The following is a 16,906-nucleotide window of genomic DNA, read 5'->3' as shown; positions in this document are numbered from 1 at the left end:
CAAAGCTTCAAGTTTTCGTCATCTCTCTGACACGGGCTGGTCCCATTCTACCCGAGCCTGAACAAGCAAGGCCAACAATTCGCAGGAGCTTTGTATGCTGCATTGTCGAACTATCTTCTTGTCTGACATTCATTTGGGAAACAAAGACTGTCAGGCCACCTACCTGCTGAACTTCCTCAATCACACCAAAGCCGACACCATTTACCTGCTGGGCGATATCCTCGACCTGTGGGCGATGCAAAAACAAGTGTGCTGGAGCCCGGAGCAAAATGCGGTGATCCAAAGCCTGCTGGCCAAAGCCGATCAAGGTACGGAAGTGATCTATATACCGGGCAATCATGATGAAGAATTTCGCCATTGGGCTGGCCGTCAGTTTGGCACCATCAAGTTGCAATTACGTGGTTGCCACACCACAGCGTTAGGTAAAAAGCTGCTGCTATTGCACGGCGATGAGTTTGATAAAGAGGTCAACTTTGGCCGTTTTCACGCCTGGCTGGGTGACAACCTGTACGACTTCCTGTTGTTTTTAAACCGCTGGAGCAACCGTATTCGCCGGGCTTTAGGTGGGCGTTATTTCAGTTTGGCGGCTTTTATTAAAAGCAAAGTGCCAGGTGCTCAGCAGGCCATTGCCCGTTACCGGGACGCCGCAGTAGCCAAAGCCAAACGCTCAGGGTTTGACGGTGTGGTCTGTGGTCATATTCATCATCCAGAAATCAGCCTGCAGGACGGTATTATTTACTGCAACGATGGCGACTGGATTGATAACTGCACTGCTTTGATAGAGCAGCAGGATGGCTCACTGACGTTGTATCACTGGACGGAACAAAGCCACACCCTGGCCGCTCTGCCACTGGCGGTGCGCAGCGACGAACAACCTGCTCAAAGCAAAGTCGCCTGAGCAGGCAATTGTCCTTTGCCGATAAAGCTACAGCTTGCTGAACTGCATCATCAGGCATTTGGACTCTGTCCAGCCCACTGCGCTTAAAACTTCTACAAAAAGCCATAAATCTGACGCATTTTTGTCATCTTAGCCCCCTACTCTCTGCATAGACAAAGGTCCTTACAGAGGAATCGCTATGATCAGTGTTGACCAAATGCTGCAGACCCATCTGCCAAAACTCGAACAAAAACCCTGGTTAGCTAAACCGGTCAAAGGCGCCTTACGCCAACTGCTGCACGAACAGGAATTTATTGCCTTCGCCAAACGTTACCCACATTTGCAAGGTATTGAATTTGTAGAACAAGTACTGGACTACTTTAATTTCGCCTACGCAGTGCGTGATAACGAAGTGGAGCGCATTCCAAGTACTGGCCGGGTGGTGATTATTGCCAACCACCCTATAGGCTCCTTAGACGGTTTAGCCCTGATTAAACTGGTGCGGGATATCCGACCCGACGTCAAAGTGATCGCCAACCAACTGTTGATGGCGATTGAACCTCTGCATTCTCTGCTGTTACCGGTCAACAATATGAGTGGAGGCACAGAGCGCAGCCGGATTGATCGCATCAGTGATCACTTAGCCGCTGAAGGCGCGCTGATTTTATTTCCGGCCGGTGAAGTATCGCGCTTAAAGCCCAATGGGATCCGTGATGGCAAATGGCATGGTGGTTTTTTACGTTTTGCCATGAATGCCAAAGCGCCTATTTTGCCGATTTATATTGATGGCCGGAATTCAGCGATGTTTTATGGCGCTTCGATGATTTATAAACCTCTGGCCACCATGTTACTGGTGCAGGAAATGTTTAATCAGAAGCATAAAAATATTGCGATGCGGATTGGTGAACAAATCCCTTACGACAGCTTTGCTCATCTGCAGTTAGAAACTCAGGCCAAAGTGAAGCTGTTTAAAAAGCACCTGTACCGTCTGGCTAAAAATAAATCGCCACTATTTAAAACCCAAACGGCGATAGCCCATCCTGAAGATCGCATTTTGCTGAAAAAAGCAGTGGAGGCATGTCCACTGCTGGGCGAAACCGGCGATGGCAAACAAATCTATTTATACCAGTATCAACAAAGCTCACCTGTACTGCGCGAAATTGGCCGTTTACGCGAAATTGCCTTTAGAGCCGTTGGCGAAGGCAGCGGTCAGCGCCGTGATATTGACCAATACGACAGCTACTACGAGCAACTGATTTTATGGGATAAAGACGACTTAGAAATAGTGGGCGCTTACCGCTTTGCCAACACCGCCAAAGTGATGGCCGAAAAGGGCCTGGCCGGTTTGTATACAGCCTCATTGTTCCGTTTTAATCAGGCCATGACGCCTTATTTAGATCAGGGACTGGAGCTTGGCCGTAGTTTTGTCCAGCCACGTTATTGGGGTAAACGTAGCTTGGATTATTTATGGTATGGCATAGGGGCTTACTTAAAGCAAAACCCGCAGATCCGCTATTTATTTGGTGGCGTCAGTTTATCCAACAGCTACCCCAAAGCGGCCCGGGATCTGATGGTGTATTTCTACAGCCTGTATTTCCGCTGCCCGGAACACAGTGCTGAACCAAACATTCCTTATGAATTACCTATGGAGACCATGAGCCAGTTACAGCAGCATTTTAGCGGTGATAACTACAGCCAGGATTTTGTCCAGCTCAAACACCTACTGGCCAATATGGGCGTCAGTATTCCCACCTTGTACAAACAATACAGTGAATTGACTGAACCCGGTGGTGTGCGCTTTTTGGCTTTTGGTATCGATCCCGACTTTGCCGACTGTGTTGATGGTCTGGTGTTGGTGGATATGACCAAACTGAAGGACAATAAAAAAGCCCGCTATATTGCTTGAGTCCGCACAAAGAGCAGCCTGAGCAGAACTCTTCAGGCTGCTTTTTCAATTCCCGCCCGCCAGTTTTTTGTTTTATATCAATAAAAACTCTAAACAGAGGGCAGCTTTATCGCAACTATTGATCTGGGGCAAAGTTTCACCACGACATAAGCGCAGAATGACGCCAGTTTTTCAAGCTAAGGATCATTCTGATGAAAACAAGTTATAAAACAATAGCCTCGTTATTATTAGCCGCCTCTGCGGCCCCGGCTCTGGCCAACTGGTCAGTCAATATGGGCGCTATTACTGTCAGCCCTCAAGACTCCAGTAAGCCTCTGAATACAGTAGAGGCTGTAGCAGGCTTACCAGCAAACTCCACTGAAGTCACAGTGAATACCAACACCCAATTGGGCATTACGATAGACTACCAACTGGATAAACACTGGACGCTGGAACTGATAGCGGCCACCCCATTCAGCCACGATGTCACAGTACAAGGCTCAGCCATAGACGGACTGGCGCTGGGCAAGACTAAACATTTACCGCCAACACTGCTAGCCCAGTATCATTTTGAGGTAGGAGACAGCAGATTCGACCCCTTTGTTGGTGTAGGTCTGAATTACACTAACTTCTTTAAGGAAAAAGTCTCAGGGGAATTAGTCAGTACACTGCAAGCATTAAATGTGGCAGACACAAAGGACAAAGTAGAATTAAAGTTAAAAGACTCCTGGGGACTGGCCATGCAGGCAGGCATGAATATCAAACTGGCAGACCACTGGAGTGCTCATCTGATGCTCAGTAAAATGGATATAGACACTACAGGCCGCGTACTGGTGAATAACAACAGTATCCAATCGGTTGACGTCAGTATCGATCCTTATGTCTGGATGATGGCAGCACGCTACTCATTTTAACCTTGTACACCAGCTCTGGGCTTATCACAGAGCTGGTGTAGAGTTTGACCTGCCTTGTGATAGTCCTTAGTCTTAGAGCTGCTTTTCAGTCGAAAAATATCCTATAGTGATGCTAAATGGGGCTATGTAGTGAAAAGTCGTTGAACATCAATCCAATTAAACTCAGTGCTGTAGTGATGGTCCTGTTGTTTGTCATGCGGCCCCTCAGTGCGGCTCAGACGCCACATCAGGTGGTGTATTCCTGGCCAAAAGCGATGGCGGCGGACAGCAGGGGCCATTATCCGATAGCGCTGTTGCATCTTGCTCTTGAGAAGTCAGGACAAAGCTATAATCCGGTGCCCAGCGAGACTGCATTATCACAATACAGAACCTTGCGTCAGCTCGAACTGAACCAGGGTATAGATGTGGTCTGGACTATGAGTTCACCAGAACGCGAGCAGCAATTACGACCAGTACGTATTCCGATAGACAGAGGCTTAATTGGCTGGCGCCTGCTGCTGATCCGCCAGCAGGACGAACAACGATTCTTACAACTTAAAGACGAGGCACAACTCAAAGCATTAAAAACAATTCAGGGACTGGACTGGCCCGACTATCACATTCTACAAAGCAATGGATTTCGTACCAGCAGCAGCGCCAGCTATCAGGGCATGTTTAACATGCTGCAGGCCAGACGTATCGATTACTTCCCCCGTTCTGTCACCGAATTGCCCGCTGAACTGGTCGCATTTAAACAGGCAGATTTGATGGCCTCTCCGAAATGGGTGCTGTATTACCCTGCTGTACTGTATTTTTTTGTGAATAAAAACAATACTAAACTGGCACAGGATATAGAAAATGGACTACGTATTGCGATAGCAGATGGCAGCATGAAGCAGCTTTTCCTTCAACATTTTGGGGCGGCCATCCAACAAGCTGATCTACCAAACCGCACTGTACTGAGGCTGCATAATCCATTACTGACACCTGATACACCGCTGTCCGAGCACGAACTGTGGTTTAACCCGCAAAAAGGATATTAACAGTGAAAACCAACCTGTTTCTGCAGATCGCATCCAACCGTCGTCTGGCCTGGCGCATGCTAAGCACCATGTTAGTTTTAACCATCAGTGCTGCTGTTATTGCCAGTCTTTGTCAGATTTATCTTGGTTACCAACAGGCGGTGCATCAAATCAACAGCCGTTATACTGAATTGGAGCAAGGGATTTTACCCGGTCTGACCAATGCTCTGTGGACCATGGATGATGCAAGAATTACCGCTCATCTGGAGAGCCTGATGTCAGTGCGCGATGTAGGATCCATCCGGTTGCAGGACGAGTTAGGACAAGTTCAGCAGCGGCACAGGGCTGATTTTGGTGCGGCTTTGTCTGTCCGCAGCTTTGAGCTCTACCATACCGAAGGCGAAGAGCGGCACAAGGTCGGCACTCTGGATATCACCATGAGCAGGAAAAGAGCAGAGCAAAAGCTCAAAGAAATTGCACAAACCACTGCCATTACCACCTTAAGTATCCTCAGTGTCAGCGCTATCGTGATGTTGTGGTTATTTCACCGCTGGATCAGTCAGCCTTTGAACCGGGTTGCTACTTACGCAGAACAGATAGACTTTAATCATCTGGGACAGGACTTGAGCTTAAATCGTCGGGGTCGGGCGCCATCAGACGAGCTGGATATCGTAGTGCAAGCCATAAATAAACTGCGATGGCGCGTGCAACAGGAGTTCGCCAGACGTAATCAGGCTGAAACTGAACTGATGAAACACAGGGATCAATTAGAGCAATTGGTAGCTGAGCGCACGCTGTTACTGGAACAGCAATCTGCTGAGCTGGCCGAACAAAATGTCGAACTCAATGCGTATGCCCATACTGTTGCTCACGATTTAAAACATCCACTGACCAGTCTGATCGGTTTTTCCAGCCTACTTTCTCAGCCTGAACTCGGATTAACTGTGGAGCAACAGCAACAGTACCTGCTATTGATAAAACAATCTGCGCTGAAAATGAACAGCATTATCAATGCCCTGCTGCAATTGGCTAATGTACGGAGTGACACTGCACTGCAAATCAGTGTGGTGGATATGGAACTTGGGGCTGCAGAGGCCATAAAACGACTGGAATCTTTTGCTAAAGAGCATCAGGCGACATTGCATAAAGCCACCGAGTTACCGCAGGCTTTAGGTCATCCGCAATGGATCGAAGAGGTGTGGGTAAATTACCTTTCAAACGCAATAAAGTATGGAGGTCCGCACGCGGAGATCACTGTAGGTGCCGAGCCTCAGGGCAACATGATCCACTATTGGGTCCGGGATCAGGGCCAAGGTGTCCAACCTGAGCACAGAGCCGGGTTATTTCAAGCTTTTAACCGGCTCGATACACTCAAGGCTGATGGCCATGGTTTGGGGTTGTCTATCGTCAAGCGTATAGTGTCGAAACTGGGCGGTGAGGTAGGTTACGACTTCGATACATCAGGCAGTGTGTTCTGGTTTACATTACCCGCCGCACTTTAACTTAGCATTAACCTGTCCAAATGCAACTGCGCATGCTGAAACTGGATCCCGATCGATAAACCACGTTCTTCCAGTCTGGAGTTACGGACTTCGCCCTGGATCTGCTGATCTATACCGGTTTTTTCACACTGAATATGTAAGATCACAGGAGCAAGATTGACCTTACTGCCCTGATGAGACGGGTCGAACAGAAAACGGCACCCACCACTGGATACGTCCACCAAATGCCCTTTGAAACTACGGCTGTTGCTTACAACTTCAAGATTCAGACGCACAGAAGCAGGAATAAAAATACTACTTCGTCTTTCATTACGTAAAGCCCGGCGCTGGATCGACTGAGGAAAGCTGATAACGGCCAGCTTGTCCGGAAAACGCATCAACTGCAGCAGCTCAGATTTAAAAGCAAAACATTCACCTACTGCATCTTCCACTAAAAAACGACACACCACGGCAAGACCATTGATAAAAAACCGGTCGGGCAAAACGTCATCGTCAATACGGAATAAAATGTATTTGCCGGCTTTGTAACCCACCAGTTCACAGTTACAACGGCTTTTGCGTTGATCCAACAGCTCAAGGTCAAAACGCTGGCCAATTTTTACATGGGACAGCCATTCTTTATTGTCAGTTTGTTCAGCACTCACAGCTACTTGCATACCTTATCCTTCAGGCTTCACCGACTTCATGTCGGACATCTCACGCGAATGGGTGAAAAAAGAGATAAGTCTAGTTTGTAAAAAAATGTGTCTGGGATCAAGAGGAAAACGAAAATATCTGCAAATACAATAAAAACGAACGATCAATTTAATAAAAATTTTACATAAAAAAACAAAACCTGCCGAAGCAGGTTTTGTTGTTATTATTTTTCGCTATTAGCCTAACCAGACTCGCGCGTTGCGGAACATTCGCATCCACGGGCTGTCTTCCTGCCATTCATCCGGATGCCAGCTATTGGCCACAGTGCGGAAGACCCGCTCAGGGTGAGGCATCATGATAGTGACACGGCCATCCGTCGTCGTTAACGAGGTAATACCCAGCGGTGAACCGTTTGGATTCGACGGGTATTGGGTGGTGACGTTGCCGTAGTTATCAACAAAACGTAAGGCCACAGTGCCGCTTTGATCGGCCGCCTGCAACGCTGCTTGTGAGGCAAACTCGGTATGTCCTTCACCGTGAGAGACAGCAATAGGCATACGGGAACCGGCCATACCTCTAAAGAATAACGAGGCACTTTCCTGCACTTCGACCAGACTGAAACGGGCTTCAAAGCGTTCAGACTTGTTACGGACAAAACGTGGCCATAAATCAGCGCCAGGGATCAAGCTCTTCAGATTCGACATCATCTGACAGCCGTTACAAACCCCCAAGCTGAAAGTCGTTTCACGTTCAAAAAACGCCGCAAATTCAGCGCGGGCTCTGTCGTTAAACAGCACAGACTTAGCCCAGCCTTCACCAGCCCCTAATACGTCACCGTAAGAGAAGCCACCGCACGCCACTAAGCCGTTGAATTCAGCCAGTGTACGACGACCTGATAAGATATCGCTCATATGCACGTCGACCGCATTAAAGCCAGCTCTGTTGTAGGCCGCTGCCATTTCAACGTGAGAGTTCACACCCTGCTCACGCAAAATAGCCACTTTCGGCTGTACACCTTTGAGGATATAAGGTGCTGCCACATCTTCGTTCAGATCAAAGCTTAATTTGACGTTTAAGCCGGGGTCTGTCACATCCGCTTTAGCCACAAATTCCTGACGCGCGCCTTCCGGGTTATCCCGCATCAACTGCATCTGATAGGTAGTTTCAGCCCAGATGGTACGTAAAGTAGTACGGCTGTTGCTATACACCAGTTGGTCGCCACGGCTGATCTGAATTTGATCGTCCGTCGTCACTTCACCTAATAAATGCGCCACCGCTGCCAGGTTATGCTGAGCCAGAATCGCTTGCACCACAGGTAAATCGCTGTTTGCAACTTGTAACACGGCGCCTAACTCTTCACTGAACAGTACAGCCAGATTATCGGCGCCTAACGCCTGGATATCCACTTTGATACCAGCTTTACCCGCAAAGGCCATTTCCGCTAATGTCACAAACAAACCACCGTCAGAGCGGTCGTGGTAGGCCAGCAGTTTCTGCTGGGCCACTAAAGCCTGTATTGCCTGATAGAAGTTCAGCAGTAATTCAGGGCTTTCCAGATCCGGCGCTGTCTGACCGAGTTGCTTATAGACCTGAGCTAAACAGGATGCGCCTAAACGATTAGCGCCCTGACCTAAATCCAACAAAATAAGGCTGGTTGCGCCTTTGTCGGTGCGTAGCTGCGGGGTCACAGTACGGCGCACATCTTCAACCCGGGCAAAAGCAGTGATAATCAAGGATAAAGGCGAAGTCACTGTCTTCTGTTCGCCATCCTGTTGCCAACTGGTTTTCATCGACATCGAATCTTTACCTACAGGGATAGTTAACCCCATCGCAGGGCATAACTCTTCACCTATAGCTTTGACGGCCTGGTATAAACCAGCGTCTTCACCCGGGTGACCTGCAGCAGACATCCAGTTCGCCGACAGTTTGATATGTTTAATATCACCAATCTGTGTCGCGGCAATGTTAGTAATAGCTTCAGCCACAGCTAAACGGGCGGACGCGGCGAAGTCTAATAAGGCCACTGGGGTACGTTCGCCCATCGACATGGCTTCGCCATGGTAAGTGTCATACGAAGCGGCAGTTACACCACAGTTCGCTACAGGCACCTGCCAAGGACCCACCATCTGATCACGGGCCACTAAACCTGTGACTGTGCGATCGCCTATGGTGATCAGGAAAGTCTTTTCAGCAATAGTAGGTAAACGCAATAAACGTTCAGCCGCATCGGCTACTGTGACACCATTCAGATCTAAGGCCTTGCCTTCCGTCACCTGAGATTTCACATCACGGTGCATTTTAGGCGCTTTGCCCAGCAGCACGTTCAATGGCAAGTCAATAGGCGTATTGCCAAAATGCTGGTCAGACAGGGTCAGGTGATGTTCAGCAGTGGCTTCACCTACCACTGCATAAGGTGCACGTTCACGCTTACAAATCTCCTCGAATACCGACATACGATCGGCAGGGATAGCCATCACATAGCGTTCTTGTGATTCGTTACACCAGATTTCCAGTGGTGACATGCCAGGTTCATCGTTAGGTACGTTACGCAATTCAAACTTACCACCCACGCCACCATCGTTGACCAGCTCAGGGAAGGCGTTAGATAAACCACCAGCCCCTACGTCATGGATAAAACAAATTGGGTTTTGATCACCCAACTGCCAGCAGCGGTCGATCACTTCCTGACAACGGCGTTCAATTTCTGGGTTTTCACGTTGTACTGAAGCAAAGTCTAAATCTTCCGCCGACTGGCCTGATGCCATAGACGAAGCAGCGCCGCCACCTAAACCTATGTTCATCGCCGGGCCACCCAGTACTACTAATTTAGCACCAACAGGCATTTGACCTTTTTGCACGTGCTCAGCCCGGATATTGCCCATACCACCGGCAATCATAATAGGCTTGTGGTAACCCCGAACTTCTTCGCCATTATGGCTAGGCACTTTTTCTTCGTAAGTACGGAAGTAACCGAGAATATTTGGACGGCCAAATTCGTTGTTAAAAGCAGCGCCGCCCAACGGACCTTCGGTCATGATATCCAGTGCAGTGACAATGCGCTCTGGTTTGCCAAAATCGGTTTCCCACGGCTGTTCAAAACCTGGAATACGCAAATTCGATACAGAGAAACCTGTCAGGCCAGCTTTGGGTTTGGCGCCCACACCTGTGGCACCTTCGTCACGAATTTCACCACCAGAACCAGTGGCAGCGCCCGGGAATGGCGAAATGGCTGTTGGGTGGTTATGAGTTTCCACTTTCATCAACACATGAATATCTTCATGGTTGTAGCCATATTCCTGAGTGTCGGCAGACGGGAAAAAACGACCGGCTTTTGAGCCTGTCATCACAGCGGCATTGTCTTTGTAAGCCGACAACACATGATCCGGCGTTTTTTCAAAGGTGTTTTTGATCATTTTAAACAGCGACTTCGGCTGTTGTTCGCCGTCTATGGTCCAGTCGGCGTTAAAAATTTTATGACGGCAGTGCTCAGAGTTGGCCTGCGCAAACATATAAAGTTCGATATCATTTGGATTGCGGCCCAACTGATTAAAATTGGTCACCAGATAATCGATTTCATCCTCGGCTAAAGCCAGGCCCATCTCGATATTGGCTTTGACTAAAGCCTCGCGGCCGCCGTTGATAATGTCCACTGAACTTAAAGGCGCAGGTTCGGCTTTATGGAACAAAGCAGAGGCTTGTTCAAACTCACTGAATACCACTTCCATCATGCGGTCGTGTAACAGAGCTTTGAGTTGCTTCAGCTCTGCTTCAGTTAAAGTGGCAGAAGTCTGCACATAATAAGCTACACCACGCTCTAAACGTTTGACCTGACTCAGGCCACAGTTTTTAGCAATATCAGTCGCTTTGGAGGACCATGGAGAAATAGTACCGGGGCGAGGTGTCACCAGCAGCAATAAACCTTCAGGTTTATGGCTGACAATAGTAGGTCCGTAAGTCAGCAACTTGCTTAAAATAGTCTGTTGTTCGGCCGACAGTTCGCTGCTTAGATCAGCAAAATGCATAAATTCGGCATACACACCATGCACAGGCAAATTGGCTTTAACACAAAGATCGAGGAACTTCTGAACTCTAAACTCGGACAGTGCAGGTGCACCACGCAGGATCAACATAGGTTTATTTTCCGTTGGTTGAGCGACAATGGAACCCAAAATCAGGCGCCGCATTATAAAGAAAAAACGCCTGCAATGGTATGAATAAGATCTGACGACCCGCAGGAATTTTGGTATAAATGGCGCTCTTTGTGATGAAAGGCAGAACCGGATGATTCGATTTGGTATTTTAGGAGCTGTATTAACAGCAGTAGTCTCTTGCACTCCGGTGCAGGAACCTGTTCAGCTTCATGAAATTTATCAAAGAGATAGCCTTCGGGTTGGCATTTTAAACAGTCCGACCAGCTACTATGTAGGTGCCGACGGCCCGACCGGTTATGACTACGAATTGTCGGTTGCTTTAGCTGACAAATTGGGTGTGGAACTGGAGCTTTTTCCCAGTTATCAGCGTGAAGAGCTGCTACAAAAACTGGATTCAGGTCAGGTCGATTATATTGCAGGCGGGTTAGCTGTCACCGAAAGTCGCAAACAAAAATACCGTATAGCACCGGCTTATTTATGGCGCAACGAAGTACTGGTGTACCGAAAAGGCCAGACTAAACCAACCAGCTTTGCAGACATCAAAGCGCCGATCCTGGTACCTAAAGACAGCTCACTAGCCGAAACCTTAAGTGCGGTACAACAAGACCACCCCCAGTTGCAGTGGCAAGAAAGTGAATCCGAAGATGCTGACGAGCTGTTGCAACAAGTCGAAGACGGCAAAATTCCTTATACCCTGGTTGATTCCAACTTATTGGCGGTCAATCAACGCTTCTTTCCTAATTTAGCTGTCGCCTTTAAGGTCAAAGAACAACAGCCCGTCGCCTGGTTGTTGAGCAACAAAGCAGATGATTCCTTCTGGGCGGTATTGATTGAGTTTTTTGGTCAAAGTTATCAGTCCGGCGATTTATTAAGTCTGGAAGATAAGTACTTTGGCCATATCCGCCGTTTTGATTATGTCGCGACTCTGGATTACATCAAAGCCATTGAAAAAGACCTGCCCCGTTATCAGCCATTATTTGAAAAATATGCCGGTAACTTCGACTGGCGTTTACTGGCCGCTATCGGCTATCAGGAATCAAACTGGCGGCCTGATGCGCGTAGCTCCACCGGTGTGGTGGGCATGATGATGTTAACAGTAGGCACGGCGCAAATGATGGGGGTCAGTAGTCGTCTGGACCCGGCACAAAGCATCAGAGGGGGCAGTAAATACCTGCAACGTATGCTGGAAACTATTCCTGAGCGTATTCAGATGCCAGACCGGCTCTGGTTTGCCATAGCGGCTTACAATATTGGATGGGGTCATGTCGAAAGTGCCCGCGTCCTGACGGAGCGTGACGGCGCAAATCCGGATCAATGGCATGAAGTGAAACAACGTTTACCTTTACTGCAGCAAAAACGTTATTACCAGAACACTAAACTTGGTTATGCCCGTGGTGCTCAGGCTGTTTATTACGTCGAAAATGTGCGTCGCTTCTACGACACCCTGTTATGGGTCGATGAAAAGAAAAAAACCGAACAAAGGTTAGATCAGCAAAAACAGCGGCTTAATGAGCAGTTCGGCGATAAAGCGGTAAATTCACCAGAAAAGTCAGAGAATATCAGTGCTTTGAAGCAGTCTTAATCTTGTATATACATTGCTAAGCTTCTATATTAGCGAACTTAATTTGGAGTCATTGCATGTTAAAACGTAAAAAACCGAAAATGCTGCGCAAGCGGCGATTAATAGACGTTGCATCCAGCAGAAGACGAGTCAGTCGCAATATGGCGATGCTGAAACTGAACAGACGTCGCCGTTCTTTTCAGTCCATTCAGGATATGGCCAACACCAATGAGGCTATTGCTTAACCTGCCCTTCCCCTGCACTCTGTTGTTTTTCCTGCTGTTTTAACGCTTTTTGTTCTGCTCTGCGACGACGGAAAAATTCGGACAGTTTGTCTGCGCATTGCTGCGCCAGTGGACCATCCTGTACCTCCAACTGGTGATTCAGCACAGGATGCCGCACTATATCCAGCACTGAGCCAGCAGCGCCAGTTTTGGCATCTTTAGCGCCAAACACCAGACGTTTTACTCTGCTGTGCACTAGAAGACCCGCACACATAGCACAAGGCTCTAAAGTGACATACAAAGTGCAGTCCAGCAGACGGTAATTGCCGACTTTTTCTGCAGCCTGGCGAATCGCCATCATTTCAGCATGAGCCGAAGGGTCGTTCAGTTGAATTGATTGATTCCAGCCTTCCCCCAGCACCAGACCGTCTTTGATCAGCACAGCCCCCACCGGAATTTCGCCACTTTGTTCGGCCTTATCGGCCAGTTGCAAGGCATACTGCATCCAGTATAAATCGTCGTCTGCTGTCACCTTGGCCTCTTCTCTCACTTCTGGATCTGGCTAATTTTACCAGCTCTGGTTAAGATTTTGACTATCTTTTAGTTATTTTGTTACAAATGAAATAGCCTAAAAAGAGCTAACACTTTGATAATCAATAAAATAATGACTATGGTATAGCTATTGCTTAATCAGTACTGTTTTTAATCTACACAGAGGGATGATCATGGGTGTATTTGACGTAGGCTTTATCGCAGTGTTAGGCGCTTTTGCCTATGCGTTTTATGAAAACCACAATAAAACTAAAATTAAGTTACAACAATCCTCAGCCAGCAGTGATGAGCTTCGTCAGCAAATTGAACAGCTCAAACAACGGGTTGCGACTTTAGAAGCCATAGTGACGGATAAATCCTATCAGCTAAAACACGAAATCAATAAGCTGTAAAAAACAAAAGGGGCAGAGTTAATCTGCCCCTTGTTGACCCAATAGACCCAAAGCTGCGGCTTCAAGTACGAAGGGGAGATTATTCCCACTCAATAGTTGCTGGTGGCTTACCGGAGATGTCGTACACCACGCGGGAAATGCCATTCACTTCATTGATAATGCGGTTAGAGATAGTACCTAACAGCTCATAAGGCAAATGCGCCCAATGTGCTGTCATAAAGTCGATGGTTTCTACCGCACGAATTGACACCACCCAGTCGTATTTACGGCCATCGCCCATTACGCCGACAGATTTCACCGGCAGGAAGACGGTAAAGGCCTGACTGACTTTGTCATACCAACCTGAATTACGCAGCTCTTCGATAAAAATTGCGTCGGCTTTGCGTAATAAATCACAGTATTCTTTTTTCACTTCACCCAGTACCCGTACCCCTAAACCCGGGCCTGGGAAAGGGTGACGATACAGCATGTCGTAAGGTAAACCTAACGCCAAACCTACTTTGCGCACTTCATCTTTAAACAGCTCACGCAACGGCTCGACTAAGCCCATTTTCATATCCGCGGGTAAACCACCGACGTTATGGTGCGACTTAATTACATGCGCTTTACCGGTTTTAGACGCGGCAGATTCAATCACGTCAGGATAAATAGTGCCTTGTGCTAACCACTTGGCATTGGTCAGTTTTTTCGCTTCTTCGTCAAAAACTTCGACGAAAACGCGGCCAATAATTTTACGTTTGGCTTCAGGTTCGGACACACCTTTTAACGCATCCAGGAAGCGATCTTCGGCTTTAACATGGATAATGTTCAGACCAAAATGATCACCAAACATTTCCATCACTTGCGTGCCTTCATTTAAACGCAATAAGCCGTTATCGACGAAAACACAAGTCAGGTTTTTGCCGATGGCACGGTGTAACAGCATGGCGACCACTGAAGAGTCAACCCCACCTGATAAACCTAAAATCACCTGATCATCACCGACCTGCTTTTTGATGTTAACAATAGCGTCATCAATGATAGTGGCTGGCGTCCAGAGTTTTTCACAACCACAGATATCGACCACAAACTGCTCTAACATCCGCAGGCCCTGACGGGTGTGCGTCACTTCAGGGTGGAACTGCACGCCGTAGAACTGACGGGCCTCATCGGCCATGGCAGCATGAGGGCAAGTTGGAGTTTGTGCCGTCGTGACAAAACCTTGTGGGATTTGCACCACTTTGTCACCGTGACTCATCCAGACATCCAATAAACCACGGCCTTGTTCGTTCAGATGATCTTCAATGCCTGTGAACATGGCATTCGGAGCAATCAGTTCCACCTGAGCATACCCAAATTCGCGCTGCTCAGAACTGGCGACTTTACCGCCCAGTTGCTCTGCCATAGTCTGCATGCCGTAGCAGACACCCAGCACTGGCACACCAGCTTCAAACACATAAGCAGGTGCACGGGGCGAGCCGGCTTCGGTCACACTCTCAGGACCACCGGATAAAATAATACCTGTTGGCGCAAATTCAGCGATTTGTTCAGCAGTAACGTCCCATGCCCAGAGTTCACAGTACACGCCAATTTCACGCACCCGACGGGCGATAAGCTGAGTGTATTGTGATCCGAAATCGAGGATCAAAATACGATGGAAGTGAATGTTTTTGCTCATAATCACCTTATTTTCACAAATATCGACTATCAAAAAAGACAGAGGCTGGCGCTAAGCCAGCCTCGAAAACACTATTAGCCCAGACGGTAGTTGGGGGCTTCTTTGGTGATTTGCACATCATGTACGTGCGATTCACCCATACCAGCAGACGTCACTTTCACAAACACCGGCTTAGTGCGGACTTCAGCAATAGTAGCGCAACCTGTTAAACCCATAGAAGAGCGCAGGCCACCCATTTGCTGGTGAATAATAGTGCCGATTGGGCCTTTATAAGCCACACGGCCTTCAATACCCTCTGGTACTAACTTCTCGGCATTATTGCTGCCCTGGAAATAACGGTCCGACGAGCCATTACGTTGTGCCATAGCACCTAAGGACCCCATACCACGGTAAGACTTGTAGTAACGGCCCTGATACAGCTCCACTTCACCCGGTGCTTCTTCAGTGCCGGCAAACATAGAACCGACCATCACACAATGTGCGCCAGCGACCAGTGCTTTGGCGATATCACCGGAGAAACGAATACCACCGTCAGCAATAATACAAACGTCCATACCCTGCACGCCATCTACTGCATCAGAGATAGCGGTCAGTTGAGGAACACCACAACCTGTCACTATGCGGGTGGTACAAATAGAACCTGGGCCTATACCCACTTTTACCGCGTTAGCACCAGCTAACGCTAAAGCTTTGGCGCCTTCGGCAGTGGCGACGTTCCCCGCTACGATTTGTAAATCCGGATACATGGCGCGGGTTTGACGCACGCGCTCTAACACACCTTCCGAGTGGCCGTGTGAGGTATCTATTAATAACACATCGACACCGGCTTCGACTAAAGCGGCAATACGCTCGTCAGTACCAGGACCAACACCCACAGCAGCACCTACACGTAAGCGACCAAATTCGTCTTTACAGGCATTTGGTTTGCTGGCGGCTTTGTTGTAATCCTGTACTGTGATTAGGCCTTTAAGTTTAAAGGCGTTGTCGACCACTAATACTTTTTCGATACGGTGTTTATGCATTAAAGCCAGAGCTTCTTCACGCGGGCCAGCTTCGTTGACCGTGACTAAACGCTCTTTTGGTGTCATCACAGAAGAAATCGCAGCTTGCGGATTGGTTTCGACGTTCAGATCCCGTCCTGTCACTATGCCCACCAGATTATTGTCGGCATCGACCACAGGGAAACCAGAAAAACCATGCTGAGCGGCCAGTTGCTGCACTTCGCGGATACTTTGTTCCGGACGTACAGTCACAGGGTCTGACACTACACCACTTTCGTATTTTTTTACTTTACGAACATTGGCTGCCTGCTCTTCGATAGTCATATTCTTGTGAATAAAACCTAAGCCACCTTCCTGTGCCAAAGCAATAGCTAAACGCGCCTCGGTCACAGTGTCCATAGACGCTGATACCATAGGAATATTTAACGTAATTTTGCTGGTCAATTGAGTCCGCAGGTCTGCGGTATGGGGTAACACAGTGGAGTGTGCCGGTACAAGTAACACGTCGTCAAATGTAATGGCTTCTTTCACGATCCTGAGCATTGCAACAATC

At 48.1% G+C, this 16,906-nt stretch carries 13 protein-coding genes; 8 read left to right on the top strand and 5 right to left on the bottom strand.

The genetic code is table 11. The annotated features are described in order from the left end of the window. Nucleotides 1-94 precede the first annotated feature (94 nt). From SD53_RS02580 to SD53_RS17900, 5 genes are all read left to right on the top strand, one after another. Nucleotides 95-898, top strand: coding sequence for a UDP-2,3-diacylglucosamine diphosphatase (locus SD53_RS02580; RefSeq protein ID WP_046518658.1), 804 nt, complete (start codon nucleotides 95-97; stop codon nucleotides 896-898). Nucleotides 899-1,076: 178 nt separating this feature from the next. Next, nucleotides 1,077-2,783, top strand: a complete 1,707-nt coding sequence (gene olsF, locus SD53_RS02575; protein ID WP_046518657.1) for a bifunctional ornithine lipid synthase OlsF — start codon at nucleotides 1,077-1,079, stop codon at nucleotides 2,781-2,783. A gap of 191 nt (nucleotides 2,784-2,974) precedes the next feature. Next, on the top strand, nucleotides 2,975-3,676 hold the full coding sequence (locus SD53_RS02570; protein WP_046518656.1) for an OmpW/AlkL family protein: 702 nt from the start codon (nucleotides 2,975-2,977) through the stop codon (nucleotides 3,674-3,676). A 140-nt stretch (nucleotides 3,677-3,816) separates the two neighbouring features. Continuing rightward, nucleotides 3,817-4,698, top strand: a complete 882-nt coding sequence (locus SD53_RS02565) for a type 2 periplasmic-binding domain-containing protein (protein ID WP_125060852.1) — start codon at nucleotides 3,817-3,819, stop codon at nucleotides 4,696-4,698. Nucleotides 4,699-4,700: 2 nt separating this feature from the next. After that, the gene (locus SD53_RS17900) at nucleotides 4,701-6,179 is read left to right on the top strand and encodes a sensor histidine kinase (protein WP_052749222.1); all 1,479 of its coding nucleotides are present in this window, start codon (nucleotides 4,701-4,703) and stop codon (nucleotides 6,177-6,179) included. Here the strand turns inward: SD53_RS17900 and SD53_RS02555 are convergent. Then, entirely contained in the window at nucleotides 6,176-6,835 is a 660-nt protein-coding gene (locus tag SD53_RS02555; protein WP_046518655.1) for a PilZ domain-containing protein, read from the bottom strand. The genes SD53_RS17900 and SD53_RS02555 overlap by 4 nt on opposite strands. A 216-nt stretch (nucleotides 6,836-7,051) precedes the next feature. Next, a complete protein-coding gene (gene purL, locus SD53_RS02550) occupies nucleotides 7,052-10,945 on the bottom strand; it encodes a phosphoribosylformylglycinamidine synthase (RefSeq protein ID WP_046518696.1) in 3,894 nt (1,297 codons plus the stop codon). 151 nt (nucleotides 10,946-11,096) lie between these two features. Between purL and mltF the strand changes: the two genes are divergently transcribed. Both mltF and SD53_RS18730 read left to right on the top strand, forming a co-directional pair. After that, entirely contained in the window at nucleotides 11,097-12,548 is a 1,452-nt protein-coding gene (mltF, locus tag SD53_RS02545; protein ID WP_046518654.1) for a membrane-bound lytic murein transglycosylase MltF, read from the top strand. A gap of 56 nt (nucleotides 12,549-12,604) precedes the next feature. After that, nucleotides 12,605-12,772 carry a hypothetical protein gene (locus tag SD53_RS18730; protein ID WP_173425680.1) on the top strand — a complete coding sequence of 56 codons (168 nt, stop codon included), beginning with the start codon at nucleotides 12,605-12,607 and terminating at the stop codon, nucleotides 12,770-12,772. Here the strand turns inward: SD53_RS18730 and tadA are convergent. Further along, a complete protein-coding gene (gene tadA / locus SD53_RS02540; protein WP_082101753.1) occupies nucleotides 12,762-13,283 on the bottom strand; it encodes a tRNA adenosine(34) deaminase TadA in 522 nt (173 codons plus the stop codon). The genes SD53_RS18730 and tadA overlap by 11 nt on opposite strands. Nucleotides 13,284-13,476: 193 nt before the next feature. On the opposite strand from tadA, the gene SD53_RS02535 reads away from it, so the two are divergent. Next, complete coding sequence (locus tag SD53_RS02535; RefSeq protein ID WP_046518652.1) at nucleotides 13,477-13,695, top strand: hypothetical protein; 219 nt, start codon at nucleotides 13,477-13,479, stop codon at nucleotides 13,693-13,695. A gap of 79 nt (nucleotides 13,696-13,774) precedes the next feature. Here SD53_RS02535 and guaA read toward each other — a convergent pair whose 3' ends face one another. Next, nucleotides 13,775-15,352 (bottom strand): glutamine-hydrolyzing GMP synthase, encoded by a 1,578-nt coding sequence (guaA, locus tag SD53_RS02530; RefSeq protein ID WP_046518651.1) that lies wholly within the window; start codon nucleotides 15,350-15,352, stop codon nucleotides 13,775-13,777. A gap of 74 nt (nucleotides 15,353-15,426) precedes the next feature. Next, a complete protein-coding gene (gene guaB, locus SD53_RS02525; protein ID WP_046518650.1) occupies nucleotides 15,427-16,896 on the bottom strand; it encodes an IMP dehydrogenase in 1,470 nt (489 codons plus the stop codon). Nucleotides 16,897-16,906 lie beyond the last annotated feature (10 nt).

Source organism: Rheinheimera mesophila, from assembly GCF_000986865.1.
GTDB classification, from domain to species: Bacteria; Pseudomonadota; Gammaproteobacteria; order Enterobacterales; family Alteromonadaceae; genus Pararheinheimera; species Pararheinheimera mesophila.
This window is presented reverse-complemented; position numbering and strand designations above follow the sequence as displayed.

Bases quoted from the DNA above. Each gene is read 5' to 3' on its own strand.
- guaB (WP_046518650.1), bottom strand. From the start codon at position 16,896: ATGCTCAGGATCGTGAAAGAAGCCATTACATTTGACGACGTGTTACTT.
- SD53_RS02535 (WP_046518652.1), top strand. From the start codon at position 13,477: ATGGGTGTATTTGACGTAGGCTTTATCGCAGTGTTAGGCGCTTTTGCC.
- olsF (WP_046518657.1), top strand. From the start codon at position 1,077: ATGATCAGTGTTGACCAAATGCTGCAGACCCATCTGCCAAAACTCGAA.
- guaA (WP_046518651.1), bottom strand. From the start codon at position 15,352: ATGAGCAAAAACATTCACTTCCATCGTATTTTGATCCTCGATTTCGGA.
- purL (WP_046518696.1), bottom strand. From the start codon at position 10,945: ATGTTGATCCTGCGTGGTGCACCTGCACTGTCCGAGTTTAGAGTTCAG.
- mltF (WP_046518654.1), top strand. From the start codon at position 11,097: ATGATTCGATTTGGTATTTTAGGAGCTGTATTAACAGCAGTAGTCTCT.
- SD53_RS02580 (WP_046518658.1), top strand. From the start codon at position 95: ATGCTGCATTGTCGAACTATCTTCTTGTCTGACATTCATTTGGGAAAC.
- SD53_RS02555 (WP_046518655.1), bottom strand. From the start codon at position 6,835: ATGCAAGTAGCTGTGAGTGCTGAACAAACTGACAATAAAGAATGGCTG.
- SD53_RS18730 (WP_173425680.1), top strand. From the start codon at position 12,605: ATGTTAAAACGTAAAAAACCGAAAATGCTGCGCAAGCGGCGATTAATA.
- SD53_RS02570 (WP_046518656.1), top strand. From the start codon at position 2,975: ATGAAAACAAGTTATAAAACAATAGCCTCGTTATTATTAGCCGCCTCT.